This window comes from Kitasatospora sp. NPDC057595, from assembly GCF_042800875.1.
Taxonomy (GTDB): Bacteria; Actinomycetota; Actinomycetes; order Streptomycetales; family Streptomycetaceae; genus Kitasatospora.
On the sequence record NZ_JBHVGL010000037.1, the window covers coordinates 15261 to 40761 of the forward strand.

At 74.4% G+C, this 25501-nt stretch carries 19 protein-coding genes; 15 read left to right on the forward strand and 4 right to left on the reverse strand.

Annotated elements, in window-relative coordinates; translation table 11 throughout:
- Positions 1-8: 8 nt before the first annotated feature.
- Entirely contained in the window at positions 9-1049 is a 1041-nt protein-coding gene (locus ACFU9E_RS33775; protein WP_380682020.1) for a helix-turn-helix domain-containing protein, read from the forward strand.
- A 71-nt stretch (positions 1050-1120) separates the two neighbouring features.
- The gene (locus tag ACFU9E_RS33780; RefSeq protein WP_380682019.1) at positions 1121-1477 is read left to right on the forward strand and encodes a hypothetical protein; all 357 of its coding nucleotides are present in this window, start codon (positions 1121-1123) and stop codon (positions 1475-1477) included.
- Between the two features lie 124 nt (positions 1478-1601).
- On the opposite strand, the gene ACFU9E_RS33785 is transcribed toward ACFU9E_RS33780, so the two are convergent.
- Positions 1602-3599, reverse strand: coding sequence for a glycoside hydrolase family 15 protein (locus tag ACFU9E_RS33785; RefSeq protein WP_380682018.1), 1998 nt, complete (start codon positions 3597-3599; stop codon positions 1602-1604).
- 776 nt (positions 3600-4375) lie between these two features.
- Here ACFU9E_RS33785 and ACFU9E_RS33790 point away from each other — a divergent pair.
- The 10 genes from ACFU9E_RS33790 to ACFU9E_RS33835 all read left to right on the forward strand — a co-directional run bounded on the left by ACFU9E_RS33790 (position 4376) and on the right by ACFU9E_RS33835 (position 17081).
- Positions 4376-6061 carry a CTP synthase gene (locus tag ACFU9E_RS33790; RefSeq protein ID WP_380682017.1) on the forward strand — a complete coding sequence of 562 codons (1686 nt, stop codon included), beginning with the start codon at positions 4376-4378 and terminating at the stop codon, positions 6059-6061.
- Positions 6062-6155: 94 nt separating this feature from the next.
- Positions 6156-6800 carry an NUDIX domain-containing protein gene (locus tag ACFU9E_RS33795; RefSeq protein ID WP_380682016.1) on the forward strand — a complete coding sequence of 215 codons (645 nt, stop codon included), beginning with the start codon at positions 6156-6158 and terminating at the stop codon, positions 6798-6800.
- A gap of 230 nt (positions 6801-7030) precedes the next feature.
- Positions 7031-9160, forward strand: a complete 2130-nt coding sequence (locus tag ACFU9E_RS33800; protein WP_380682015.1) for a tetratricopeptide repeat protein — start codon at positions 7031-7033, stop codon at positions 9158-9160.
- A 258-nt stretch (positions 9161-9418) separates the two neighbouring features.
- Positions 9419-10534, forward strand: a complete 1116-nt coding sequence (gene ald / locus ACFU9E_RS33805) for an alanine dehydrogenase (protein WP_380682014.1) — start codon at positions 9419-9421, stop codon at positions 10532-10534.
- Between the two features lie 474 nt (positions 10535-11008).
- Entirely contained in the window at positions 11009-12076 is a 1068-nt protein-coding gene (locus ACFU9E_RS33810) for a ParA family protein (protein ID WP_376090262.1), read from the forward strand.
- Positions 12073-12720 (forward strand): hypothetical protein, encoded by a 648-nt coding sequence (locus tag ACFU9E_RS33815; RefSeq protein ID WP_380715620.1) that lies wholly within the window; start codon positions 12073-12075, stop codon positions 12718-12720. The genes ACFU9E_RS33810 and ACFU9E_RS33815 overlap by 4 nt, the downstream gene beginning before the upstream one ends.
- Positions 12721-12830: 110 nt before the next feature.
- Positions 12831-13742 (forward strand): segregation and condensation protein A, encoded by a 912-nt coding sequence (locus ACFU9E_RS33820; protein WP_380689449.1) that lies wholly within the window; start codon positions 12831-12833, stop codon positions 13740-13742.
- 236 nt (positions 13743-13978) lie between these two features.
- Positions 13979-14572: an SMC-Scp complex subunit ScpB gene (locus ACFU9E_RS33825; protein ID WP_380689452.1), complete on the forward strand. Its 594-nt coding sequence runs from the start codon at positions 13979-13981 to the stop codon at positions 14570-14572.
- A gap of 63 nt (positions 14573-14635) precedes the next feature.
- A complete protein-coding gene (locus ACFU9E_RS33830; protein ID WP_380689446.1) occupies positions 14636-15883 on the forward strand; it encodes a pseudouridine synthase in 1248 nt (415 codons plus the stop codon).
- A gap of 214 nt (positions 15884-16097) precedes the next feature.
- On the forward strand, positions 16098-17081 hold the full coding sequence (locus ACFU9E_RS33835) for a helix-turn-helix domain-containing protein (RefSeq protein WP_380685718.1): 984 nt from the start codon (positions 16098-16100) through the stop codon (positions 17079-17081).
- A gap of 21 nt (positions 17082-17102) precedes the next feature.
- Here the strand turns inward: ACFU9E_RS33835 and ACFU9E_RS33840 are convergent, their stop codons facing one another.
- The 3 genes from ACFU9E_RS33840 to ACFU9E_RS33850 form a co-directional block, all read right to left on the reverse strand.
- The gene (locus ACFU9E_RS33840) at positions 17103-17465 is read right to left on the reverse strand and encodes a DUF952 domain-containing protein (protein WP_380685720.1); all 363 of its coding nucleotides are present in this window, start codon (positions 17463-17465) and stop codon (positions 17103-17105) included.
- A 77-nt stretch (positions 17466-17542) separates the two neighbouring features.
- A complete protein-coding gene (locus ACFU9E_RS33845; RefSeq protein WP_380685722.1) occupies positions 17543-19114 on the reverse strand; it encodes a DUF4139 domain-containing protein in 1572 nt (523 codons plus the stop codon).
- A gap of 2 nt (positions 19115-19116) precedes the next feature.
- Positions 19117-21423: a DUF4139 domain-containing protein gene (locus ACFU9E_RS33850; RefSeq protein ID WP_380685724.1), complete on the reverse strand. Its 2307-nt coding sequence runs from the start codon at positions 21421-21423 to the stop codon at positions 19117-19119.
- Positions 21424-21660: 237 nt separating this feature from the next.
- Here ACFU9E_RS33850 and ACFU9E_RS33855 point away from each other — a divergent pair, with 237 nt between their 5' ends.
- From ACFU9E_RS33855 to der, 3 genes are all read left to right on the forward strand, one after another.
- Positions 21661-22746 (forward strand): prephenate dehydrogenase, encoded by a 1086-nt coding sequence (locus ACFU9E_RS33855; protein WP_380685726.1) that lies wholly within the window; start codon positions 21661-21663, stop codon positions 22744-22746.
- Positions 22747-23069: 323 nt separating this feature from the next.
- The gene (gene cmk / locus ACFU9E_RS33860; RefSeq protein ID WP_380685728.1) at positions 23070-23789 is read left to right on the forward strand and encodes a (d)CMP kinase; all 720 of its coding nucleotides are present in this window, start codon (positions 23070-23072) and stop codon (positions 23787-23789) included.
- 194 nt (positions 23790-23983) lie between these two features.
- Positions 23984-25438 carry a ribosome biogenesis GTPase Der gene (gene der, locus ACFU9E_RS33865; RefSeq protein WP_380685730.1) on the forward strand — a complete coding sequence of 485 codons (1455 nt, stop codon included), beginning with the start codon at positions 23984-23986 and terminating at the stop codon, positions 25436-25438.
- Positions 25439-25501 lie beyond the last annotated feature (63 nt).

Below are 25501 nucleotides of genomic sequence, written 5' to 3' on the forward strand. Positions count from 1 at the left end.
AAAGCGGTATGTGGATTTCCTTGCTGCCGGAAACCGTGCGGCCGGGCGAACGGTTCGACTGGTTCAACGACACGGTCGCGCGGACGGTGATGCCGACGGTGATGAGCCCGGAACCGTCCGCCGAGTTCCGCGCCGAGGCCGAGATGCTGGACCTGGGATCGGTGCGAATGGCCCGGTTCGCCTTCTCACCGCTGCGCTCGCGGCGGACACCGGCCCTGATCCGGCGCGGTGACCCGGAGCAGTACCAGCTGGCGCTGATCCGCGGGGGCGCCGCGGTGCTGTCCCAGTCGGGCAACGAGAACCGGATCGGGGCCGGCGAGTTCGTGCTCTGGGACACCTCGCGCCCGTCCGACACCCGGATCCTGCCCGGACCCGGCCCGGTCCGGCTGACGATGCTGCAGTTCCCGCACACCCTGCTCCCGCTGCCCGGCCGGCGCCTGGAACGACTGCTGGCCGGGCGGCTCGCCGGCGGAAGCGGGGTCGCGGCCGTGCTGACGAACTTCCTCGACTGCCTGGAGGCGCACGGCGACGGCTGCGAGGTGGCGGAGCTGCGCAGGCTGGGCACGGTCGCGGCGGAACTCGCCGGAGCCCTGCTCGCCCAGCGGCTCGACGCCGCAGGGCAGTTGCCCGCCGAGGTCCGGGCCCGGGTGCTGCTGGAGCGCGTCCGCTCCTTCATCGAGGACAACCTCGGCGATCCGCAGCTGACCCCGGGCGCCATCGCCGCGCGGCACAACATCTCGCTGCGCAGCCTCCACCAGTTGTTCCGCTCGCACGACGCGCAGCCGGACACCGTCCACGCCTGGATCCGCCGCCGGCGGCTGGAGCGCTGTCGCGGGGACCTCGGGAGCACCCGGCTCCACACGTACCCGGTGCAGGTGATCGCCGCTCGCTGGGGGTTCAGCAGCGCGACCGTCTTCAGCCGGACGTTCCGCCAGGCCTACGGGCTCACTCCCACCGAGTTCCGGGGGCTGAGCCTCGCCGGGGCCATCGCGCCGAACGTCGAGGATCCCCGCACGGAGCGTACATCTGTACGAACGACCGCTTCCTAATCTCGAAGTCGTGTCCGGGCGGTGAAGTCCGACGGACCACAACAGGACATCGAACGAACGGAGTCGGAAACATGCTGAAGAAGAGGATCGTCCAGGTGGTCGCGGCCACCGCTGCGGTGGCGGCGTTCGGGCTGTTCAGCGCCTCCTCGGCGAGTGCCGCCAACGCGACGTGCGAGAGCTGGGGCGGTATCTGCACCTCCGCCAGCATCGGGTCCAACAGCAACCACGAGGTCTGCTTCTCGGGTACGCACAAGGCACTGTCGTACTGGGGCCGTGCGGAGCTGTGGGACGCCGACACGGGCGTGCTGGTCGGCTCCTTCCCCACCAACCCGACCGAGACGAAGAGCAAGTGCGTCGGCGGCCTCTACGGCAGCCACTACTACGAGCGCGGCACCGGCGGCTACTTCAAGGGCATGGTCTGGAACTGACCCGTCGCGCCACGGGGCCGTGCGGTGCTCCGACCCGCCACCGTCCGGTGAGCTGATCGGAGTTCCGTCGGGAGCACGTACGAGGTTGAGGGCCCGCACCGACCGGTGCGGGCCCTTTCCGCCGTCAGACGGTGGCCTGCTCGCCGGTCCGGTCGGCGGCCGAGCCGTCCGGCTGGGCGGAGAGGTAGGCGCCGCCGCAGGCGGTGAGCCGCAGCGCGGTGTCGATCAGCGGCACGTGGCTGAACGCCTGCGGGAAGTTGCCGACCTGCCGCTTGAGCCGCGGGTCCCACTCCTCGGCGAGCAGCCCGAGGTCGTTGCGCAGCGCCAGCAGCCGGTCGAACAGCTCGCGTGCCTCCTGCACCCGGCCGATCATCGCGAGGTCGTCGGCCAGCCAGAACGAGCAGGCCAGGAAGGCGCCCTCGTGGCCGCTGAGGCCGTCGACGTTGTTACCGGTCTCGTCGTGGGTCGGGTAGCGCATCACGAAGCCGTCCTCGGTGGACAGCTCGCGCTGGATCGCCTCGATGGTGCCGATCACGCGCTTGTCGTCCGGCGGCAGGAAGCCGACCTGGGGGATCAGCAGCAGCGAGGCGTCCAGCTCCTTGCCGCCGTAGTACTGGGTGAAGGTGTTGCGCTCCGGGTCGTAGCCCTTGTCGCAGACGTCCCGGTGGATGGTCTCGCGCAGCTCGCGCCAGCGCTCCAGGTGGCCGCCGTCCGGGGCGTCCTCGGGGGTCTGCTCCAGCAGCTTGATGGTGCGGTCGACGGCCACCCAGGCCATCACCTTGGAGTGCACGAAGTGCCGGCGCGGGCCGCGCACCTCCCAGATGCCCTCGTCCGGCTCCTGCCAGTGCTCCTCCAGGTACTCGATGAGCCGCAGCTGGAGGTGGTGGGCGTGGTCGTTGCGGACCAGGCCGGTCATGTGGGCCAGGTGCAGCGCCTCGACGACCTCGCCGTAGACGTCCAGCTGGAGCTGGCCGGCCGCGCCGTTGCCGATCCGCACCGGCTGGGAGCCCTCGTAGCCGGGCAGCCAGTCCAGCGAGGACTCGGTGAGCTCGCGCTCGCCGGCGATGCCGTACATGATCTGCAGGTTCTCCGGGTCGCCGGCCACCGCGCGCAGCAGCCACTCGCGCCAGGCCCGGGCCTCCTCGCGGTAGCCGGTGCGCAGCAGCGAGGAGAGGGTGATCGCCGCGTCGCGCAGCCAGGTGTAGCGGTAGTCCCAGTTGCGCTCGCCGCCGATGTCCTCGGGCAGTGAGGTGGTCGGGGCGGCAACGATGCCTCCGGTGGGGGCGTAGGTGAGGCCCTTGAGGGTGATCAGGGAGCGGATCACGGACTCCCGGTAGGGGCCCTGGTAGGTGCACTGGCCGACCCACTCGTGCCAGAAGTCGGCGGTGGCGTCGAGCACTTCCTCGGCGTCCGGGGCCTTGGGCGGCTCCAGGTGGGAGGCCTGCCAGGTGAGCGCGAAGGCGATCCGCTCGCCGGCCGAGACGGTGAAGTCGGCGTAGGTGGTGAGGTTGCGGCCGTAGGTGTCGGCCTGGCCGTCCAGCCAGACCGAGTCGGGGCCGGCCACGGCGACGGTGCGGTGGCCGCCGTCGGGCTGCTCGACCCGGTGCACCCAGGGCACGATCCGGCCGTAGCTGAACCGCATCCGCAGCGCGGAGCGCATCCGGACGGTGCCGGCCACGCCCTCGACGATCCGGATCACCTGCGGGACGGCGTCCTTGCCGGCGAGCGGGCGGGGCGGCATGAAGTCGATCACCCGGACGGTGCCGCCCTGGGTGTCCCACTCCTGCTCCAGGATCAGCGAGTCGCCCCGGTAGCGGCGGCGGTCGGCCGGCAGGGCGGGGGCGGCGGCGGTCGGCGGGATCCGCGGGTCGTCGGCGGTCGGGCCGGCGGTGGTCGGGTCGGCGGGGACCGCTTCGGTGGCGGGGGAGGGCAGTTCGGCGGCCACCGCCTCGGCGGGGCCGATTCGCCAGAAGCCGTGTTCGTCGGTGCCGAGCAGTCCGGCGAAGACCGCCGGCGAGTCGAATCGGGGCAGGCAGAGCCAGTCCACCGCGCCGTCCCTGCTGACGAGGGCGGCGGTCTGCATGTCCCCGATGAGTGCGTAGTCCTCGATACGGCCGGCCACGTGATCTCCAGTTCGCAATGTGGTCACGACGCATCGGCGATCCGAGGGGGAGCCTGCGGGTACGGCGGGACCGGTGCCACCCCGGGACGTCCGGCCCTCCGTCGGGTGGTGGCGGGCCTTGCTGGAGTGTCCGCGAGGGCTCGATCGAGCCTCTGGGTGGGTGGGGGGAGCGGGAAATAACGGGGAGGTCCGGTCGCGCATCGGGGACCGAGAGGTTCCTGACCCTCCCACGCCCTCCGCGGCTCATGTTGTCGGCGATGCGTCCGAGCAGCTTACGACGGACGAAAGGGGCGAAGCACGCGGGCGCAGCGCGGTGTGGCGCCGCATTTCGGCGGAAATACCGCGCATCGCGGGGGAGGCCGCCAGGATGGCTCGGAAGGATCAGCTCCGGATGACACGAAGTGGGGATCCGGCGATGGCCCGCCCGAGCCGATCCGGGCCATCGGGAGTGGCCCGCTCGGGCCGGTGGTGCGACGCGTGTGGCGTCTGCGCCGGGTGGTGCGCCGGTGGCGCGCCCGGCGTACGCCCCGGGAGCGTCCCGGCGGATCCGGCCCGGGAAACCGGGCGCCCGCCGCCGCGCGGGGGCGGCCCGGAACGCGTTCGGGCCGGGGCACTGTTACCCTGGTATCCCGTGGACCGGTGGGATCAAACGCCCCGGACCGGCCGAACCGACGACCTCCGGGCGCCGTGCCCCCGCACCGCCTCCCTCGTCGGGACGGCGAGCCGCGAGCCTCCCACCACGTCACCTTCGACTCGCGACCCACGGGAGCCCCCTCTTGGCACAGCCCCATTCCGGCAAGGCATCGAACGGCCGCGCCGTGACGACCAAGCACCTCTTCGTCACCGGGGGTGTCGCCTCGTCGCTCGGCAAGGGCCTCACCGCCTCCAGCCTCGGTGCCCTGCTCAAGGCCCGCGGCCTGCGCGTCACGATGCAGAAGCTCGACCCGTACCTCAACGTGGACCCGGGCACCATGAACCCGTTCCAGCACGGTGAGGTCTTCGTCACCGACGACGGCGCCGAGACCGACCTCGACATCGGTCACTACGAGCGGTTCCTGGACACCAACCTGCACGGCTCGGCCAACGTCACCACCGGCCAGGTGTACTCGACCGTCATCGCCAAGGAGCGCCGCGGCGAGTACCTGGGCGACACCGTCCAGGTCATCCCGCACATCACCAACGAGATCAAGTCCCGGATCCGCCGGATGGCGACCGAGGACGTCGACGTGGTGATCACCGAGGTCGGCGGCACCGTCGGCGACATCGAGTCGCTGCCGTTCCTGGAGGCCGTCCGCCAGGTCCGCCACGAGGTCGGCCGGGACAACGTCTTCTTCGTGCACGTCTCCCTGCTCCCCTACATCGGCCCCTCGGGCGAGCTGAAGACCAAGCCGACCCAGCACTCCGTCGCCGCGCTGCGCAACATCGGCATCCAGCCCGACGCCGTCGTGCTGCGCGCCGACCGCGAGGTCCCGCAGGCCATCAAGCGCAAGATCTCGCTGATGTGCGACGTCGACGAGGAGGCCGTGGTCGCCGCGATCGACGCCAAGTCGATCTACGACATCCCCAAGGTGCTGCACGGCGAGGGCCTGGACGCCTACGTCGTCCGCCGCCTGGACCTGCCGTTCCGCGACGTGGACTGGACCACCTGGGACGATCTGCTGCGCCGCGTCCACGAGCCGCAGCACATCGTCAAGGTCGCGCTGGTCGGCAAGTACATCGACCTGCCGGACGCCTACCTGTCGGTGACCGAGGCGCTGCGCGCCGGCGGCTTCGCCAACAACGCCCGGGTCGAGATCAAGTGGGTCACCTCCGACGACTGCGAGACCCCCGAGGGTGCGCAGGAGCAGCTCGGTGACGTCGACGCGATCTGCATCCCCGGCGGCTTCGGCGACCGCGGCGTCAACGGCAAGGTCGGCGCGATCACCTACGCCCGCGAGAACCGCGTCCCGCTGCTGGGCCTGTGCCTGGGCCTGCAGTGCGTGGTCATCGAGGCGGCCCGCAACCTGGCCGGCCTGCCCGAGGCCAACTCCACCGAGTTCGACGCCGCCGCCAAGCACCCGGTGATCTCCACCATGGCCGAGCAGCTGGCCATCGTCGACGGCAAGGGCGACCTGGGCGGCACCATGCGCCTGGGCCTGTACCCGGCCAAGCTCGCCGAGGGCTCGATCGTCCGCGAGGTCTACCACGGCGAGCAGTACGTCGAGGAGCGCCACCGCCACCGCTACGAGGTCAACAACGCCTACCGGGCCGACCTGGAGAAGACCGGCCTGGTCTTCTCGGGCCTCTCCCCGAAGGGCGACCTGGTCGAGTACGTCGAGTACCCGCGCGAGGTGCACCCCTACCTGGTGGCCACCCAGGCCCACCCGGAGCTGAAGTCCCGGCCGACCCGCCCGCACCCGCTGTTCGCGGGTCTGGTGAAGGCCGCGATCGAGATCAAGACGGCCCCGGCCGACGCCGAGTAGGTCACCCGCGTTCCATCGGACGGCGGCCCCGCGATTCCTGCGGGGCCGCCGTTCGGCGTTAGATTGTGTCGTACTGACGAAAAGGGGAGACGTGATGGACGAGCGCAGCACCGCCGAGGTCGCCGACCGGGCCGAGGAGTGGGAGATCCGGGGGAGCACCACACCGTTCCAGGGCCGGGTCACCGGCGTGCGCAGCGAGGAGGTCCGGATGCCCGACGGCAGCTGGGCCCGCCGCGACTACCAGACCCACCCCGGCTCGGTCTCCGTCCTCGCCCTGGACGACCGGCAGCGGGTGCTGATCCTGCGCCAGTACCGCCACCCGGTGCGCCAGCGCCTCTGGGAGCTGCCGGCCGGCCTGCTCGACGTCCCCGGCGAGAACCCGCTGCACGCCGCCCAGCGCGAGCTGTACGAGGAGGCGCACTGCAAGGCGGGCAGCTGGCGGGTGCTGGTCGACTTCTACACCTCGCCCGGCGGGACGGACGAGGCGCTGCGGCTCTTCCTGGCCACCGACCTCGCCGAGGCCGAGGGGCAGCGGTACGAGGCGCACGGGGAGGAGCTGGAGCTGGAGTCGGCGCGGGTGCCGGTGGAGGAGCTGGTCCGGCTGATCCACGCCGGGCGGCTGCACAACCCCACCCTGATCACCGGCACCCTGGCGCTCTACGCGGCCCTGCACGGCCCGGGCGGCCTGGACGCCCTGCGCCAGGCGGACTCGCCCTGGCCCGCCCGGCCCTTCGCGTAGGCCCCGGCGTCCCGGGGCCGGGTGCCCCGGGGGCCCGGGCGGCGTCCCGGGGCCCGGCGTCCCGGGTCCCGGGCCCTCCGAAGGCCCCGGCTCGGCCGGCGGGGTGATTCGCCGGTTCGTACGACCGGATGTCACCTCGGCCGGAGCGGACGGTCGAACTACGCTTCGCAGACGGGGCGTCCACTGCGGGGCGCCTTCGGTGAGCGCTGGCGAGGTCGGGAGTGGCACGGGTGGCGAGGAAGACGGTGACGATGGAGGCCGGGGCCGGCGCGCCCGCCGAGCGCGTTCCCGGGCTGGACCGGCTGCCCGTCGGCCCCGCCCTGTTCGTCGGCCGGCGCACCGAACTGGCCGCCCTGCGGGCCGCCGCCGCGCGCCCGGCGGAGGGCCGCAGCCCGGTCCTGGTGCTGGCCGGCCGGCCCGGGTCGGGCCGCACCGCGCTGGCCGTGCGGTTCGCCGTCACCGCCGCCGCCCAGTACCCCGACGGCGTGCTCTTCGCCCGGCTGTCCGCGCCCGACGGCAGCCGGGTGCCGCCCGCCCGGGTCGCCCGCAGACTGCTGGAGCAGCTCGGCGCGGACACCGCGGGCGTCCCGCTGCCCGCCGCCGTCGAGGACGGCCGGGACGATCCGGCCTGCGTCGCGCTGCGCGGGGCGCTGGCCGGGCGGCGGGTCCTGCTGCTGCTGGACGACGTCCGGGACGCCGGGCAGCTGTGGCCGCTGCTCGCGGACGAGCCGGGCTGCCTGGTGCTCGCCACCACGGCCGGGCCGCTCACCGGGATCGAGGACATCGACCCGGTCATCCTCGGCGGGCTGGACCGCCCGGCGGCCGCCGAACTGCTCGGGGACCTCGTCGGCGGGACGCGGATCGGCTGCGACCCGGTCGGCGGGGCCGACCTGGCGGAGGCCTGCGGGTCCCAGCCGGCGGCGCTGCGGCTGATGGCGGGACGGCTGCGCGGCAATCCGGAGCTGGCGGTCACGGAGGCGGCGAAGGAGCTGGTACGGGCCGTCGCCGAGGCGTCCTCGTCGGCGGCCCGGGACGCGGGGGAGCCCGGCACGGAGCCGAAGTTCGAGAAGGCGGAGAAGGCGGAGAGGGCCGAGGAGCCCGCGAAGGCGGAGACGGCGGCGAAGTCCGCGAAGTCGGCGAAGAACGCGCCGGGCCGGCGGCGGAAGGGGGCCGCGCAGGAGCCGGGCACCGCCGTACCCGCTCCGGTCGTGGCCGTGGCGCCCCCGGCCGAGCCGGCCCGCGACCCGGCCGCCTGGGTGCGGCCCGGGCCGGAGCCCGCCGAGCCCGTCCCGGTGCCGGACAACGACCCCTTGATCGGCGCGTTCACCCTCGCCTACACGGGCCTGCCCGCCGCGCAGGCCCGGATGCTGCGCGCGCTCACCCTGGCCCCCGCCCAGTGCGCGGACCTGCGCACCGCCTCCGCGCTGGTCGGCTGCCCGGCCCCGGAGGCCGCCGGGACGCTGGCGGCGCTCGCCGAGCGGGAGCTGCTCACCGTGGAGCCGCCGGCCGCCGACGGCACCGCCCGCTACCGGGTGCCGGGCCGGCTGCACCCCCGGCTGGTCCGGCTGCGCGCGCGGGAGGACCGGCCCGCCGAGATCGAGCTGGCCCGGGCCCGGCTGCTGGAGCGGCTGGTCCGGCTCACCGAGTCCGCCCGGGCGCTGCTGGACCCCTCCGCCGGACCGAGCCCCGATCCGCTGCCCGGTCCGCTGCGGCTGACGTCCGCCGCGCACGCCCGGCAGTGGCTGCTCGGCGAACGTGACGTACTTCTCGGCGCGGTCGCCGACGCGATCGGCCAGGGCGACCTCGACGGCTCGGCCGGCCGACTGGTCACCGCCCTGCTCCGGTCGCTGCCGCTGACCGGCGCCGCCGCCCCGGCCGACCTCCACCAGCTGCACGAACTGGTGCTGACGGTGGCCGAGCGGCACGGCCGCCCGCGCCGGGCCTCCGCCGCCCTGCTCAACCTGGGCGACCTGCAGGCCGCCGCCGGCCGCTGGGAGCAGGCCTGCGGTCACTACCGGGCCGCCCTGGAGCACGCCAGGGCCGCTGACGACGAGGCGCTCTGTGCCCGCGCGCTGGAGGGCGCGGCGGGCTGCCACCGGGCGCTCGGCGACGCGGTGCGCGCCGCCGACTGGTACGGCCGGGCGCTGGGCCTGCGGCAGTCGATGGGCGACCAGGCCGCCGAGGCCCGGCTGTTGGCCAGGGTGGCCGAGGCGCACAGCGCGCAGCGCCGCTTCGACGAGGCCGAGCGCGAGTACCGGGCGTCCCTCGCGGTGCTGCGCAGGCTCGGCGACGAGCACGGCCGGGAGGCGGTCGGCACCGCCCTCGCGGAGCTGCGGGAACGCGTCTCGGCCGGGTGGTAGCGGGCTTTTCGGGAGTATTGTCGAAGATGCCCGGTCGGCACCGCTTTGGTAGGAAGATCGCGAGGGAAGCCTACGAACCTGCCAATGCGTCCGGCAGATTTATTCACATTGGAAGGCTGACAGGCCGCCTGGGCTTCATTACACTCGACTCAGCGCGCAGCAATCCGTGCCCCGGTGTCTTCCGGAGGCTTCCCCCGTGCGCGCGGCCCGCCGGTCTTCTCCGGTAGGGACCCCCATGGCAAGAGGACGTGTTTAGCCGTGAAGGTCGGCATCCCCCGCGAGGTCAAGAACCACGAGTACCGCGTGGCCATCACGCCTGCCGGTGTGCATGAGCTGGTCCGCAACGGACACGAGGTCTACATCGAGGACAACGCCGGCGTCGGCTCCTCGATCCCGAACGAGGAGTACGTGGCCGCCGGCGCCACCATCCTCCCCACCGCCGACGAGGTGTGGGCCACCGCCGACCTGGTGCTGAAGGTCAAGGAGCCCATCGCGGAGGAGTACCACCGCCTGCGCAAGGGCCAGACGCTCTTCACCTACCTCCACCTGGCGGCCGACCGGGCCGGCACCGACGCGCTGGTCGCCTCCGGCACCACCGCCATCGCGTACGAGACCGTGCAGCTCGCCAACGGCGCCCTGCCGCTGCTCGCCCCGATGTCCGAGGTCGCGGGCCGCCTGGCCCCGCAGGTCGGCTCGTACCACCTGATGCGTCCGGCCGGCGGCCGCGGCACCCTGCCCGGCGGCGTGCCCGGCACCCACCCGGCCAAGGCCGTCGTCATCGGCGGTGGCGTCTCCGGCTGGCACGCGGCCACCATCGCCATCGGCATGGGCTACGACGTGACCCTGCTGGACCGCGACATCAACAAGCTGCGCGAGGCCGACAAGATCTTCGGCACGAAGATCAAGGCCATCATGTCCAACGCCTTCGAGCTGGAGAAGGCCGTCGTCGAGGCCGACCTGGTCATCGGCGCCGTGCTGATCCCGGGCGCCAAGGCCCCGAAGCTCGTCACCAACGAGCTGGTCTCCCGCATGAAGCCGGGCTCCGTGCTCGTCGACATCGCCATCGACCAGGGCGGCTGCTTCGAGGACTCGCACCCCACCACGCACGCCGAGCCGACCTTCCAGGTCCACAACTCGGTCTTCTACTGCGTGGCCAACATGCCGGGCGCCGTCCCGAACACCTCCACCTACGCGCTGACCAACGCGACGCTGCCGTACGTCGTCGAGCTGGCCAACCGCGGTTGGAAGGAGGCGCTGCGCCGCGACGCCGCGCTGGCCAAGGGTCTGAACGTCCACGAGGGCCAGATCACCTTCGCCGCCGTCGCCGAGGCCTTCGGCCTGGAGTCGGTCTCCCTGGAGTCCGTGCTCGCCTGAGCGTGACGCGTGTCGCCCCCGGCCCGGTGCACTCCGGGCCGGGGGCTTCGCCGTGCCCGTGCACAGGGGGTCACCGAGGCCTCCCGGTCCCCGCGTGAACGAGGGGTGAATCCGGTGGTGACGTCGGGGGCGGGGGGTGCGGGTCGCTCTGTCGTCAATTTCCGTCGGTCGTGTCACCCGACCCCGGAAACCTTGGAGTCGGGGGCCTTCGCATCCCTTGACAGAGGGTTGCCTGATAGTCGACACATCCTGCCCACTACCGTGGATTGTGTTGCTGCGAACGCCTTGAACGGCCTAGAGTCGCAAACCGTCGGCATGCTGCCACGCTGACGAATCGACATAGAGTCCTGGATGCCCAAGGAGGTAAGACGACTTGTGAATGAGTCGACATTTGCTCCCGGGGGTGGTCAGCCAGGACTGGCGGCGCACACCGCCGGCCAGCCGACTGAGGAGCCCGGGGCCAGGCAGCCCACCGTGGGCTCGGCCGAGGTCGGCTCGGTCGCTCTCCGTACTTTCGAAGCACGCCAGAACACAGCACAGGTGACCACGGTGACCGACTACGACGCCGAACTGCCGGCCCACGGCCTGGCCTACGGCGAGTTCGCCTACGGCGCCTACGACGACCCCGACGCCGAGTACGAGCCGGACCCCGAGTACGCGGCCACGCTCGCCCCCGACGCCGCCCGCCAGCGTCGCGAGCGGATCGGCCCCACCGGGCGCCCCCAGCCCTACTTCCCGATCCCCGCGCCGGTGGCCGAGCACGGCCCCGCGCAGATCATCGCGATGTGCAACCAGAAGGGCGGCGTCGGCAAGACCACGTCGACCATCAACCTGGGCGCGGCGCTGGCCGAGTACGGCCGCCGCGTGCTGCTCGTCGACTTCGACCCCCAGGGCGCCCTCTCCGTCGGCCTCGGCGTCAACCCGATGGAACTCGACGTCACGGTCTACAACCTGCTGATGGAGCGCGGGCTGACGGCCGACGAGGTGCTGCTGAAGACGGCCGTGCCGGGCATGGACCTGCTGCCGTCCAACATCGACCTCTCCGCCGCCGAGGTGCAGCTGGTCAGCGAGGTGGCCCGGGAGTCCGCGCTGGCGCGCGCCCTGAAGCCGCTGCTGCCCGACTACGACTACGTCATCATCGACTGCCAGCCGTCGCTGGGTCTGCTGACGGTCAATGCGCTGACGGCCGCTCACAGCGTCATCGTGCCGCTGGAGTGCGAGTTCTTCGCGCTGCGCGGTGTCGCGCTGCTCACCGAGACCATCGAGAAGGTCTGCGAGCGGCTCAACCCCGAGCTGCGGCTGGACGGCATCCTCGCCACCATGTACGACTCGCGCACCGTGCACAGCCGTGAGGTGCTGGCGCGCGTCGTCGAGGCGTTCGGCGACCACGTCTTCCACACCGTCATCGGGCGGACCGTGCGCTTCCCGGAGACCACCGTCGCCGGCGAACCGATCACGACGTACGCGACCAATTCGGTCGGTGCCGCCGCCTACCGCCAGCTCGCCAGGGAGGTGCTCGACCGGTGCCGCCCCGCCGAGTGAGTCTCCCGGGTGCCGACGAGCTGTTCCGAACCACCGGTGGGATGGCGCTGTCGCCGTCCCTCGCGTCGCGTTCGGCCGCCGAGGCGCCCAGACCGGAGACCGCGCGGGCGGTCAACGGCGTCGGTGACGCGGACGACGCCGAGGGCGTCGACGGCGCCGGCGCCACCGGCGGCGAGGGCCCCGAGCACGCCGACGGCGGCGACGGGGCGGTCGGGGACCAGGCAGTGGCGAGGCGCGCGCCGCGCCGCGCGATCGGCGGACCGGGCGCGGCCGGCGTGCCCGCGCCCGCGCAGCCGGGCGGCCAGGGTGCCACCGGGACGGCGGCCGGCAAGGCCGCGCCGGGAGGCCGTGCGGCGGCCCCGGCGCCGCGCCAGCACCCGGGTGCCGCCGAGGAGCGGCCGCGTCCGCGGGGCCGTGCCCCGCGCCGCCCGAGCGGGCGCGAGCGGCACGACGAGAAGATCACCGTGTACGTGTCCGCCGAAGAACTGATGGACCTCGAACACGCGCGGCTGGTGCTGCGCGGTGAGCACGGTCTGGCGGTGGACCGCGGCCGGATCGTCCGGGAGGCCATCGCGGTGGTGCTGGCGGACCTGGAGCAGCGCGGCGAGGCCAGCATCCTGGTACGGCGGCTGCGCGGGCGCTGAGCCCGCTCCCGGGGGCCGCGGGGCCGCGGGGGGTCCGGGACGGTTCGGTACGGCGTGTCGGTGGGCCCCGGTGCGCGGCGGGCGGCGCGGACGGGCGAAGATGGACCGTCATGCCGAGTACGCCCGAGATCCCCGTCGTCGACCGGACCGCCGTTGGAGCGGCCGGACCGGGTGCGCCGGAGGGCGACGGGCCGCAGGGCGGTTTCAGGGTCCGGCTGGACAACTTCGAGGGCCCGTTCGACCTGCTGCTGAGCCTGATCGCCAAGCACCGGATGGACGTCACCGAGATCGCGCTGGCGACGGTCACCGACGAGTTCATGGCCCACATCCGCGCCATGGGGCCGGACTGGGACCTCGACGCGGCGACCGAGTTCCTGGTCGTCGCCGCCACCCTGCTCGACCTCAAGGCGGCCCGGCTGCTGCCCGCCGCCGAGGTCGAGGACGACGAGGACCTCGCCCTGCTGGAGGCCCGCGACCTGCTCTTCGCCCGGCTGCTCCAGTACCGGGCCTACAAGCGGGCGGCGGCGCTGTTCGGCGAGCGCTGGGCCGGCGAGCTGCTGCGGCGGCCCCGGGCCGTCGGCCTGGAGCCGCGGCACGCGGAACTGCTGCCCGAGGTCGTGATCGGCATCGGCGCCGAGCGCCTCGCCCAGCTCGCCGCCCGGGCGATGGCGCCGAAGCCGAAACCGGTCGTCTACGTCGACCACATCCACGCCCCGCCGGTCAGCGTGCGCGAGCAGGCGGGCCTGGTGGTCGGGCTGCTGAGCGAGCTGGGCGAGGCCACCTTCCAGCGGCTGGTCGCCGACGCCCCGGACACCATGGTCGTGGTCGCCCGGTTCCTGGCACTGCTGGAGCTGTACCGCGAGCGGGTGCTCGCGTTCGAGCAGCCGGACGCGCTCGGCGAGCTGCTGGTGCGGTGGGTGGCCGAGGCGGACCGGGGCGCGGTCGAGGTGACGGACGAGTTCGACCGGCCCGTGGGCGAGGCCGGGGCGCGGGCGGCGAAGGGCGAGGAGGACGGGCGATGACGGCCGGGAGCGGCGGCGCGGGCGGCGGACGGCCGGCCCGGCGAGTGCTGGGCGTGCCGGGGCGGGCACGCGCCGAGGAGTGGCTGGAGCCGGCGCCGACGGTGCCGGAGGCGCTGGAGCCGGAGCCGGACGGGTCCGAGGCAGCGGTGGCGGAGCCGGACGGGTCCGACGTGGCGGTGCCGGTGCCGGTCGCGGACTTCGGCCTGGGGCTGCGGGCCGAACTGGAGGCGATCCTGATGGTCGTCGACGAGCCGGCCACCGAGGCCCACCTGGCGTCGGTGCTGGACCGGCCGTGCGCACAGGTGGCGGCGGCGCTGCGCGAGCTGTCCGCCGAGTACACCGCCCAGGGACGGGGCTTCGACCTGCGGCTGGTGGCCGGCGGCTGGCGTTTCTACAGCCGCGCGGCCTGCGCACCGGCCGTCGACCGCTTCCTCCTGGACGGCCGGCAGGCCCGGCTGACCCAGGCCGCACTGGAGACCCTGGCGGTGGTCGCCTACCGGCAACCGGTGTCCAGATCGCGGGTCTCGGCCGTCCGCGGTGTGAACTGTGACGGCGTGATGCGTACCCTGGTACAGCGAGGACTGGTGGAAGAGGCCGGATCCGAGCCCGAAACAGGTGCGATCCTGTATCGGACGACGAACTACTTCCTGGAACGGATGGGGCTCCGCGGCCTGGACGAGCTGCCGGAGCTCGCTCCCTTCCTGCCCGAGGTCGACGACGTGGAAGCGGAGTCCCTGGAGGGCACGATGATCGCGGAGGCGGTCGCCGCCGCTGCCGCGCAGGCCGCGGACGGCAGTGGCGAGGCCGGTCGGGCTGCGCCCGATCGGTAGGGGGCGGTGAGGTCGGCCGAAACGACCGCACAGCCCAGACGGTAACGACGTACGGACACTTTGATGCGTAGCAGTGGCAACGGCAGGAACAGCAGCGGCGGCGGCAGCGGTCGCGGCGGACAGGGCGGGGGCGGCCGGGGCGGCTCCTACGGGGGCGGCTCGGGCCGCGGCGGCTCCGGCGCGCGCGGGGGTTCGTACGGCGGCGGGTCCGGCGGCGGCCGGGGCGGCTCGGCCCCGCGCGGCGGCTCGGGCTCGTACGGCCGGGACGACCGGCGCGACAGCCGCCGCGACGACCGCCGGGACGACCGGCGCGACGACCGCCGCTACCCGGACCGCCCGCTGCGGCCCGAGGAGCGCAAGTACGACCGCCCCGAGTACGGCGGCGGCCCCAACGCCACCCCGGCCCGCGGCGGCTTCGCCGGGCGCCGGCCCGGCCCGGCCCCGCGCCCGCGCCGGGAGGGCCAGGGCGCCCCGGGCGACCCGCGCCGTCAGCCGCAGCGCTCGCGCGAGCTGCAGGCCCGGATCGAGGACGCGGTGCTGGCCCGGCACGACAAGCCGGCCGTGAAGCTGCCGAAGACCTTCGGCGAGCCCGAGGGCGAGCGCCTGCAGAAGGTGCTGGCCCGGGCCGGCGTCGGCAGCCGCCGCGCCTGCGAGGAGCTGATCGAGCAGGGCCGGGTCGAGGTCAACGGCAAGCGGGTCACCGAGCAGGGCAAGCGGGTCGACCCGCAGAAGGACGAGATCAAGGTCGACGGCCTGACCGTCGCCACCCAGTCCTACCTGTTCTTCGCGCTGAACAAGCCGGCCGGCGTGGTCTCCACCATGGAGGACCCGGACGGCCGCCAGTGCCTCGGCGACTACGTGACCAACCGGGAGACCCGGCTGTTCCACGTCGGCCGCCTGGACACCGAGACCGAGGGCATCATCCTGCTCACCAACCACGGCGAGCTGGCCCACCGCCTCACCCACCCCCGGTACGGCGTGACCAAGACCTACCTGGCCGCCATCCAGGGCCCGATCCCGCGCGACCTGGGCAAGCAGCTGGCCAAGGGCATCGAGCTGGAGGACGGCTACGCCCGCGCCGACAGCTTCAAGGTCGTCTCGAACGTCGGCAAGAACTACCTGGTCGAGGTGACCCTGCACGAGGGCCGCAAGCACATCGTCCGCCGGATGCTGGCGGAGGTGGGCTTCCCGGTCGAGAAGCTGGTGCGCACCCACTTCGGGCCGATCGCGCTCGGCGACCAGAAGTCCGGCTGGCTGCGCCGGCTGACCAACCCCGAGGTCGGCCAGCTGATGCGCGAGGTCGGGCTGTAACGGCTGCCGCGACGGTCCCCGGAGGGCCTCCCCGCCACTCGGCGGGGAGGCCCTCCGTCGTCCGGCGGATCCTGCTGTGAAGCGGACCGCATCGGCCGTGATCGCCTTGTCAGCCCCAGGACCCGTGGCCGAGTATTGCCACCTGACCACGACCCGCCGGGTGGCGGGACTGCGCCACCCGGCGCGGGGCGAGAGTCGAACGGGGAGCGACGCCGTGTCCGATGCACCACTCAGCGCTCTGGGACTGGCCGGACCGGACGGGCGGATCTACGCGGCGCTGGTGGCCAACCCGCAGTCCACGGCCGAGGACCTCGCCGGGCACTGCGGCCTGACCCTCCAGCAGAGCCTGCGGGCCCTGGACCGGCTCGCCCAGCAGGGCATGGCCACCCGGGCCCCGGTGGACCGCCAGCGCTTCCTGCCGGTCGCCCCGGACGTCGCCATCGGCACGCTGATCGGCCACCGGGAGTCCGAACTGCGCCACGCCCGGGCCGAGATGCACCGGCTGATGGACGCCTTCCGGGAGGCCTCGCGCTACACCGACCCGGCGCACTCGGTCGAGGTGCTGACCGGCGGCGAGGCCATCGCCCAGCGGCTGGAGCACATCACCGAGACCAGCCAGTACCAGATCCGCGGCTTCGACTGCCCGCCCTACATCCAGGACCCGGTGGCCAACATCCCGCTGCAGCGCCAGCGGCTCAAGGAGGGCGTGCGGTTCCGGACCGTCTACGACCGGGAGGCGGTGGCCTGGCCGGGCCGCCTGGAGAAGAACATCCTGGCCGGGGTCGCCGACGGCGAGGAGGCCCGGGTCCGGCCGGTGCTCCCGATGAAGATGGTCCTGTCGGACGACCGGATGGCGATCATCCCGATCAGCGTCGGCGACAGCGTCCTCGACGCCGCCTACGTCATCCACCCCTCGGCGCTGCTCCAGGCGCTGGACACGCTGTTCGAGGCGGAGTGGGAGCGCGCCGTCCAGCTGCAGGCCGCGATCGGCACCGGCGACGGGACGCTGGAGCCGGAGGCCGACCACCGCAAGCTGCTCGGGCTGCTGGCGGCCGGCCTCACCGACGAGTCGATCGCCCGCTCGCTGGGCTGGAGCGCCCGGACCACCCAGCGCCGGCTCCAGTCGCTGATGCGCGAGCTGGGCGCCACCACCCGCTTCCAGGCCGGCATGGCGGCCCGGGAGCGGGGCTGGCTGTGACCGCGGAGCGGTGTGCGGGCGTCAGCTCCAGGGGGAGAGCGAGGCCCAGCGGCCGTCCGGCCCACGCTCGACCTTCTCCAGGCCGACCACCGCCGTACGGTTCAGCCGCCCGTAGATGTGCGGGTACAGCACCCCGGGAGTCGCCCCGGGCGGCGGTCCGCCGTGCGGGGCCTCCCACTTGACCATCGGTTCCACCATCGACTCCTCGATCAGCAGCACCATCAGCGGTTCGCGGGCGTCGGCGAAGAAGGCGTTGGCCACGGCGAGCGCGGTCCGCTCGTCCGCCGCGCAGTGGATGAACCCGTCGGTGAGCAGCGAGGCGGTCGCGTACGGCCGGCCCGGATCGGCCAGCCAGTCGTCCAGGGGGGCGAGGTGCAGGATCATGCTCCTGTTGTACCCGCTCCGGCCGGGCCCGGGCGCTCGCCCGGGCGGCGGTTCGCACGCCCGGGCCCGGCCCGCCCTCAGAGACCGGCCACCTTCGCGGAGGCGGAGACCTCGTACACCAGGGTGAGCGTGCGGCGGGCGCCCGGGCCCAGCGGCACGTCCCAGCGCACCACGCCCTCGGCGTCGAAGGCGTCCGGCGCGGGCGAGCACTCCTCCTTGCGCAGCCGCACCTCCACCGCCGACACCTCGGAGACCGGCACCCGCTCGCGCACCGCGACCAGCTGCTCGTCGTGCTCCTCCGGGCCGGAGAACCGCGACAGGTGCAGCCGCACCGTGCGGGTGGTCACCGAACGCTGGCTCAGCCCGGCCGTGGAGCGGCGCTCGTCGGTCTCGCGCACCACCCGGTAGCCGTCCGAACTGCCGAAGGACAGCTCGGCGTCCGCGCCCGGCGCGGTGAACGGCAGCCGTCCGCGCCCGGTGAAGCCGCTGCCGCGGACCAGCTCGACCGGCCCGGCGAGCAGCGGGTGCCCGGCCGTGTTGCGGAACCGGACCACCTGGGTGACCAGCGGGGACAGCTCCGGCGCGCAGGCGTACTCGCTGTGCGCGGCCCCGGTGAAGGAACTCAGCGGGACCCGGTGCGCCCGGCCGTCGGAGGGCACCGTGGCCGGCGCCGGGGCGGTCAGCACCCGCGCCTCGCCCCCGTCGTCCACGCCCGGCAGCGCGCCGTCCGGGCGCAGTTCGGAGATCGTCTCCTCGCGCAGCTCCACCTCCACGGTGCGCCGCTCCTCGGCCGTGCGCTCGCGCAGCGTCAGCACGTCCTCGGCGAGCGCGGGCGGCTCGGTGGCGAGGGCGGAGCGGGCGGTGGAGAAGGTGAGCCGCGCGCCGGTCCACGCCTCGCCGGTGCGCTGCCAGACCACCGCCTCGGAGTCCAGCCGCAGCACGCCCTCGGCCAGGGTGGCCCGGTAGGACGGCCGCCAGAGCGCGCAGGGCACCAGGTGGCCCACCGTCAGCCGGGCGGGCCCGGCCTCCCGGGCCTCGACGGTGAGCTCCAGGTGGGCGACCAGTTCGGCGGGCTCCTCCTCGGCCTCCGCGACGGCGGTGCGCGCCGCGGCCTGTTCCAGTGCCAGTCTGCGCAGCCGGGCCCGGGTGGCGCGCAGGTCCTCGCCGGAGCGCTCGCGCTCGGCGTCGACCCGGTTCAGCTCGCGGTGCCAGCGCACCCGTTCGACCTCGCCGACGCCGGCGCCCTCGCCGACCTCGCGCAGCAGGTCGGCGGAGAGCTGGGCGAGCAGCGCCAGCCGGGCCTCCAGCCGGTCGGCCAGCTGCTCCTCGGTGCGTTCGCGTTCCTCCAGGGCGTGCAGCCGGTGGCGCAGCGCGGAGTCCTCCGGGCCGGGCGGCAGTGGTGCGCGCGGTGTCCAGGCGCGGGTGATCCGGGCGTCCAGGACGCGGACGCCCGGGGTGGCGGACTCGGCGCGCAGGGTGCGGTCGACGGCGAGCGCGGTGAGCGGGCCCAGCCGCAGCCGCTGGACGCCGGCGGTCAGCTCCGCGGTGGCGGTGCGCTCGACCTGGGCGCGGTCCTCCAGACAGGTGACGGCGGTGACAGGCAGCGGCGTCGCGGGACGCGTGGTGCCGGGGAGGGGGGTGACGGTCACGTTCAGTTCCTCCGGTTTCCGCCGACGATGGCCTTTCCGGCCGGGATCCTGATCTGGTAGCCGGCGTCCAGTTCGGCCCGGCCGCCCGGTGGCAGCTCGACCCGTCGGAGCCGGGTGCTCGGCGGGCACTCGGTGGACGGTTCGTCCGGTGCGTGCCAGCCGGGGCGTTCCTCGATCCGGATGTCGGCGTCGGAGCTGACCGGCACCCGTTCGCGGACCTCGACGGTGACCGGGCGGCCGAGCCGGTTGGCCAGTTCGACGTGGACCCGGTGGTCGAGCACGGTGCTGCTGTTCAGCATGCCCGCGGTGGACTCGCGCAGCTCGGTACGGCGCGTCACCTCGACCGACTCGGCGACACCGATGCCCAGTCGGCGCACACCGCCGGGCGCGAGGGCGGGCAGGGCGGCGGTGAGCAGGAACTCGTCGTCGACGGTCACCTCGACCGGGCCGGCGAGCACGGCCTGCGCGGTGGCGTTGGCGACCACCAGGGTGGCGTAGACCCGCTCCTCGACGGCGGGCACGGTGACGTACTCGGGGCTCACGCTGACCGGGATCTCGCCGATCGTGACGGTGTGCCAGGTGGCGTCGGACGGGAGGTCGGCGGGCGCGGCGGCGTCGAAGCGATGGTCGAAGGAGCCGGCCGAGACGCGCGGCGGCACGGCGTGGTGCGGCAGCGGGAGGCGCTCCAGCGCGGGGGTGGGGTGGTCGGGGGCGCCGCGGTGGCCGGCGGCGCGGGGGCGGGGTGGGTGGTGCAGGGTGCCGCGCCGGTCGGCGGCGGTGTCCGGGCCGAGGAGCTCCAGCGCGGGGTAGTCGAGCAGCCGCTCGTCCGGGACGGGCGGGCCGGACGGGGGCGTGAGCGGGGCGTGCGGGGCGGGGGCACCGAACCCGGCGAAGGCCGCCGTGTCGAGGCCCGGGGCGCCGCCGGGGGCGGGCGGGGGCGCGCCGTAGCCGGCGTAGGCCACCTTCTCGGCCATCGGTCCGCCCGGCCCGCCCAGTCCGCGCGGCTCGTCGGCGGAGCGCAGGCCGCCGGCACGGGAGCGGGAGCGGGCGGGCCCGCCCGGGGGCTGCGGCGCCGGTGCGGCGGCGGGCGGCGGGGGCGGTGGTGCGGCGACGGTCGGGGCGAGCGCGGCGGTGAGCCGGGGCTCGGCGGCGAACGCGCCGCCGGCGGCTCCGCCGGGCACCCGGAGGGGGTCGATCGGCGCCGGGCCGGCCGCGTCGTAGCCGGTGAACAGGTCGGCCAGACCGGCCGGGGGCTCGCGCCAGCCGGAGGACGGCGGGGGCGGCTGGCTGCGGCCGATCCGCAGTGAGCGCAGCCGGGGCAGCTCGGTGCGGCGGTCGAGGTCGGCGGTGGAGAGGGCGAGCCGGACGCCGGTCCAGTCCTCGCCGGTCTGCTGGGCGACCGAGGCGCGCAGCAGGAGCCGGCCGGTGTCGGCGCCCTGGGAGTACGAGAGCCGGTAGGAGGGGACCCAGCGGGCGGCGCGGACGGTGTACTCCAGTTCGAGTTCCAGCTCGGTTGCCGGTCCGGTTTCCGGTTCGGCGGTGGCGTCCGTGGCGGGGGCGGGGGTGGTGAGGGTGAGCAGGGCGGTCGTCGTGGTCTCGACGGGCTCGTGCCACTCGTCGGGGGACAGCCGGGCGACCTGCTCGTTGAGCACCGTGATCTCGTGGCCGGCGAGTTCGATCTCGCGGTCGAGCCGACCGGCGCGCCCGTGCAGCTCGGTGAGGCGCTCGTCGACGAACTCGGCCAGCTCCAGCCAGGCGTCGGCGGGCGTGCGGCGCAGCGGCTCGTCACGGCGCCGGGGCGGCGGGACGGCACGCAGCGCGGCGGTCTCGGCGACGGCGGCGAGGACCAGCCGGCGCTGCTCCCGCAGGGCGTCGTGGTGCTCCTCGGCGGCCGCCAACCGGTGGCGCAGCTCGGGCAGTTCGGCGGGTTCGCGGAGTGCGGCGACGACTTCGAGGCGGGCCTCGGTGACGGCGGTGCCGGCCGGGCCGGCAAGGACCCGGGCACGCAGCGAGCGTTCGTCGAGCCCCTCGGGCAGGCCGGTCAGCCGGAGCCGTCCGTCCGCGGGCAGGGCCGCGCGGGCCCGGCGGCGGCAGACCGCGCCAACGGCGTGGACGACCACGGAGTCCAGCACGGAGGGCACGGAAGGCACGGAGGGCACGGAAGGCACGGAGGGCACGGAGGGCACCGCCGGGGCGGCGGAGACGGGCGCGCGGTCGGTGGTCCGGCCGGTGCCGTCCTTGTGCGGTCGGTGCTGGTCGCTGCCGTGTCGGTCGTTGCTGTGCTGGTCGCTGCTGTGTTGATCGTTCACCCGGCCAACCCCTTCGTCGCGTACCGTCGGCGGCCCATCCTGCCGTGCGGTGGCGCCCGCGTCGCCGGATTTCGCGGTGCGCGGCGGGCGGGCGGCGCGGTGGCGCGGGCCGCGTGAGGGGGGACGGCCGGGGGCGGTGGTGCGGTTGCGGCACGGGCGGTGGCGGTGATGGGGGAGGATGGGTGGCGACGCGTTCCACTTCCTTCCGCGCAGTTCCGTGAGGAGAGCCACCCCGCCATGCGCACAGCCGCCGTCGTCGGTACCGGACTCATCGGCACGTCCGCCGCGCTCGCCCTCACCGGACGGGGCCTGACCGTCCATCTGGAGGACGCCGACCCGGACGCCGCCCGCACCGCCGCCTCGCTGGGGGCCGGGACCACCGAACCCGCCGACGGGCCGGTGGACCTCGCGATCATCGCGGTCCCGCCCGCGCTGGTCGGCAAGGTGCTCGCCGACTGCCAGCGCCGCGGACTCGCGCGCTGCTACACCGACGTCGCCAGCGTCAAGGCCGGCCCGCGCGCCGAGGTCGCCGAGCTCGGCTGCGACACCGTCCACTACATCGGCAGCCACCCGATGGCCGGCCGGGAGCGGTCCGGGCCGCTCGCCGCCCGCGCCGACCTCTTCGAGGGCCGGCCGTGGGTGCTCACCCCCACCGCCGACACCGACACCGAGACGCTGAACGCCGTCCTCGAACTGGTCGCGCTCTGCGGGGCCGTGCCGATCGTGATGGACGCCGCCGCGCACGACCGCGCGGTCGCGCTGGTCTCGCACGCCCCCCAGCTGCTCTCCTCGCTGGTTGCCGCCCGGCTGGAGAAGGCCGACGAGACCGCGATAAGGCTCTCCGGCCAGGGCGTGCGGGACGTGACCCGGATCGCCGCCTCCAACCCCGCGATGTGGGTGGATATCCTCTCCGCCAACGCCGGCGCCGTCGCCGACGTGCTGGAGGAGGTCGCCACCGACCTCGGCGAGACGGTCACCGCGCTGCGCGCCCTGCAGGCCGCCGAGGAGGCCGACCGGCGCGGCGGCGCGGCGGGTATCGAGGCGGTCATGCGGCGCGGCAACACCGGCCAGGCCCGGATCCCCGGCAAGCACGGCGCGCCGCCCACCCGGTACGAGACGGTCGCCGTTGTCCTCGGCGACCAGCCCGGTGAGCTGGGCCGGCTGTTCGGCGAGGTCGGCGCGGCGGGCGTGAACATCGAGGACGTCGACATCGAGCACTCCACCGGGCAGCAGGTGGGCTTCGTCCAGCTGTCGGTGGCGCCGGCGGCGGTGCGGCCGCTGACGGCGGCGCTGCGGGCGAGCGGGTGGAGCGTCCGGGACTGACGTCCGCCGGGTTCCGTGGTGCCCGCTGTCCTGGCGGCGCTACTCGTTCTGGCACCGTTCGCCGCCGTGGCGGTGCTCGCCTTTCTGGCGATGTCCGCACGGCGCCGGCAGGGTGCTCGCTGTCCTAGCGGTGCTCGCAGTGCCCCACGGCGCTCCCGGTGCTCCGGGGCGGTCGCGGTGCGGGGCGGGTGCGGGGAGAGCGGGGCGGGCCGGTTACCGGCGGGGCCGGGTCGGGCGGCGGTCCATTAACCTTGTAGAGACCATCCCCGGCATCCCCGCAGTTCGGGTTGCCATGCTCAGAGACTCAGAGAGAGGTTCGCGCCGTGGACACTGCCGACCGAGCGCACGCCCCGGTCGTCGTCGCCATCGACGGACCCTCCGGCTCCGGCAAGTCGACCGTCTCCCGGGCGGTCGCCGCCCGGCTGGGCCTGAGCTTCCTGGACACCGGTGCCATGTACCGGGCGATGACCTGGTGGATGCTGGCCAACGGGGTCGACGTGAACGACCCGGAGGCGGTGGCCCTCGCGTGCGGCAAGCCGGTGATCGTGTCCGGCACCGACGCGGACGGCCCGACCATCACCGTGGACGGCCGGGACGTCGCCGGCCCGATCCGCGGCCCCGAGGTGACCGCGCAGGTCAGCGCCGTCGCCGCGGTGCCGGCGGTGCGCGCCCGGCTGGTCGAGCTGCAGCGCGGCTGCGCCGGGGTCGCCGCGCGCGGCATCGTCGCCGAGGGCCGGGACATGGGCAGCGTGGTCTTCCCGGACGCCACCGTCAAGATCTTCCTGACCGCCTCCGAGACGGCCCGCGCCGAGCGCCGGGCCGCCGAGCTGCGGGCCAAGGGCGTCGACGAGGCGACCATCACCGCGATGGCCGCCGACCTGGCGCGCCGGGACGCGGCGGACTCCTCGCGGGCGACCGCCCCGCTCACCCAGGCCGCGGACGCGGTCCTGGTGGACACCAGCGCGCTCACCCTGGAGCAGGTGATCGACCGGATCACCGCGCTGGTGGCGGAGCGGGCCGGGGCCGCGCTCTCGGCCGTCTGAGCACAGCCCGGACGGCCGGGGACCGCCTGGACGACCCGGGCGGCCCGGACGACCCGGGAACGGTCGACCGTCGTCGACCATCCGATGAACGGGGTGCCGTGGTGGCACCCGGAACCATTCGCGCTGCCCCGGAGGGGCAGGTACGCACGGCACGTCCCTGGGAAGGGCCGGGCCGGGAAACGGACAGTACGAACATGACCGCAGAGCACTCCACCGCCGGCCACGGCGAGCTGGACGCCGCCGAATACGCCGAGTTCATGGCGCTCGCCGCCGAGGAGGGCTTCGACCTCGACGACGTCGACGGCCTCGGCGACGGCAGCCACGCCCCGCTGCCGGTGCTGGCCGTGGTCGGCCGCCCGAACGTCGGCAAGTCGACCCTCGTCAACCGCATCATCGGCCGCCGCGAGGCCGTCGTCGAGGACAAGCCCGGCGTCACCCGCGACCGCGTCACCTACGAGGCCACCTGGAACGGCCGCCGCTTCAAGGTCGTCGACACCGGCGGCTGGGAGATCGACGTCCTCGGCATCGACGCGATGGTCGCCGCCCAGGCCGAGCTCGGCATCGAGCAGGCCGACGCGGTGCTGTTCGTGGTCGACGCCACCGTCGGCGCCACCGACACCGACGAGGCACTGATCAAGATCATCCGCCGGGCCGGCAAGCCGACCGTGCTCTGCGCCAACAAGGTCGACGGCCAGTCCACCGAGGCCGAGGCCGCCTACCTCTGGTCGCTCGGCCTGGGCGAGCCGTACCCCGTCTCCGCCCTGCACGGCCGCGGCTCCGGCGACCTGCTGGACGCCGTGATGGAAGCGCTGCCCGAGGCCCCGCCGCAGACCTTCGGCGACGCCGCCCCCGGCGGCCCGCGCCGCATCGCGCTGATCGGTCGGCCGAACGTCGGCAAGTCCAGCCTACTGAACAAGGTCGCCGGCGAGGAGCGGGTGGTCGTCAACGAGCTGGCCGGCACCACCCGCGACCCGGTCGACGAGATGATCGAGCTGGGCGGCAAGACCTGGAAGTTCGTCGACACGGCCGGCATCCGCCGCCGGGTCCACCTGACCGCCGGCGCCGACTTCTACGCCTCGCTGCGCACCGCCGCCGCGCTGGAGAAGGCCGAGGTCGCGGTCGTCCTCGTCGACGCCAGCGAGACCCTCGCCGAGCAGGACACCCGGATCATCTCGATGGCCGTCGAGGCCGGGCGCGCCGTCGTCATCGCCTACAACAAGTGGGACCAGCTCGACGAGGAGCGCCGTTTCTACCTGGAGCGCGAGATCGAGCGCGACCTCGTCCAGGTGCAGTGGGCCCCGCGGGTCAACGTCTCGGCGAAGACCGGCCGGCACATGGAGAAGCTCGTCCCGGCGATCGAGACCGCGCTGGAGGGCTGGGAGACCCGGATCACCACGGCCCGGCTGAACGCCTTCCTCGGCGAGCTGGTGGCCGCCCACCCGCACCCGATCCGGGGCGGCAAGCAGCCGCGCATCCTGTTCGGCACCCAGGCGGGCACCCGTCCGCCGCGCTTCGTGCTCTTCGCCTCCGGCTTCCTGGAGGCGGGCTACCGGCGGTTCGTCGAGCGTCGGCTGCGCGAGGAGTTCGGCTTCGTCGGCACGCCGATCTCGATCTCGGTGCGGGTGCGCGAGAAGCGCAAGAAGAAGTAGGACGCAGGAGTAGCAGCAGGCGGTGCCCGAGGGCCCCGTCGGCCGGTCATGGGACCGGCCCTG

Excerpts from the sequence above, each read along its gene's own strand:
- ACFU9E_RS33780 (WP_380682019.1), top strand. The coding sequence starts at position 1,121 with ATGCTGAAGAAGAGGATCGTCCAGGTGGTCGCGGCCACCGCTGCGGTG.
- ACFU9E_RS33840 (WP_380685720.1), bottom strand. The coding sequence starts at position 17,465 with ATGATCCTGCACCTCGCCCCCCTGGACGACTGGCTGGCCGATCCGGGC.
- ACFU9E_RS33825 (WP_380689452.1), top strand. The coding sequence starts at position 13,979 with ATGGTCGTCGACGAGCCGGCCACCGAGGCCCACCTGGCGTCGGTGCTG.
- der (WP_380685730.1), top strand. The coding sequence starts at position 23,984 with ATGACCGCAGAGCACTCCACCGCCGGCCACGGCGAGCTGGACGCCGCC.
- ACFU9E_RS33820 (WP_380689449.1), top strand. The coding sequence starts at position 12,831 with ATGCCGAGTACGCCCGAGATCCCCGTCGTCGACCGGACCGCCGTTGGA.
- ACFU9E_RS33775 (WP_380682020.1), top strand. The coding sequence starts at position 9 with ATGTGGATTTCCTTGCTGCCGGAAACCGTGCGGCCGGGCGAACGGTTC.
- ACFU9E_RS33795 (WP_380682016.1), top strand. The coding sequence starts at position 6,156 with ATGGACGAGCGCAGCACCGCCGAGGTCGCCGACCGGGCCGAGGAGTGG.
- ACFU9E_RS33855 (WP_380685726.1), top strand. The coding sequence starts at position 21,661 with ATGCGCACAGCCGCCGTCGTCGGTACCGGACTCATCGGCACGTCCGCC.
- ACFU9E_RS33830 (WP_380689446.1), top strand. The coding sequence starts at position 14,636 with ATGCGTAGCAGTGGCAACGGCAGGAACAGCAGCGGCGGCGGCAGCGGT.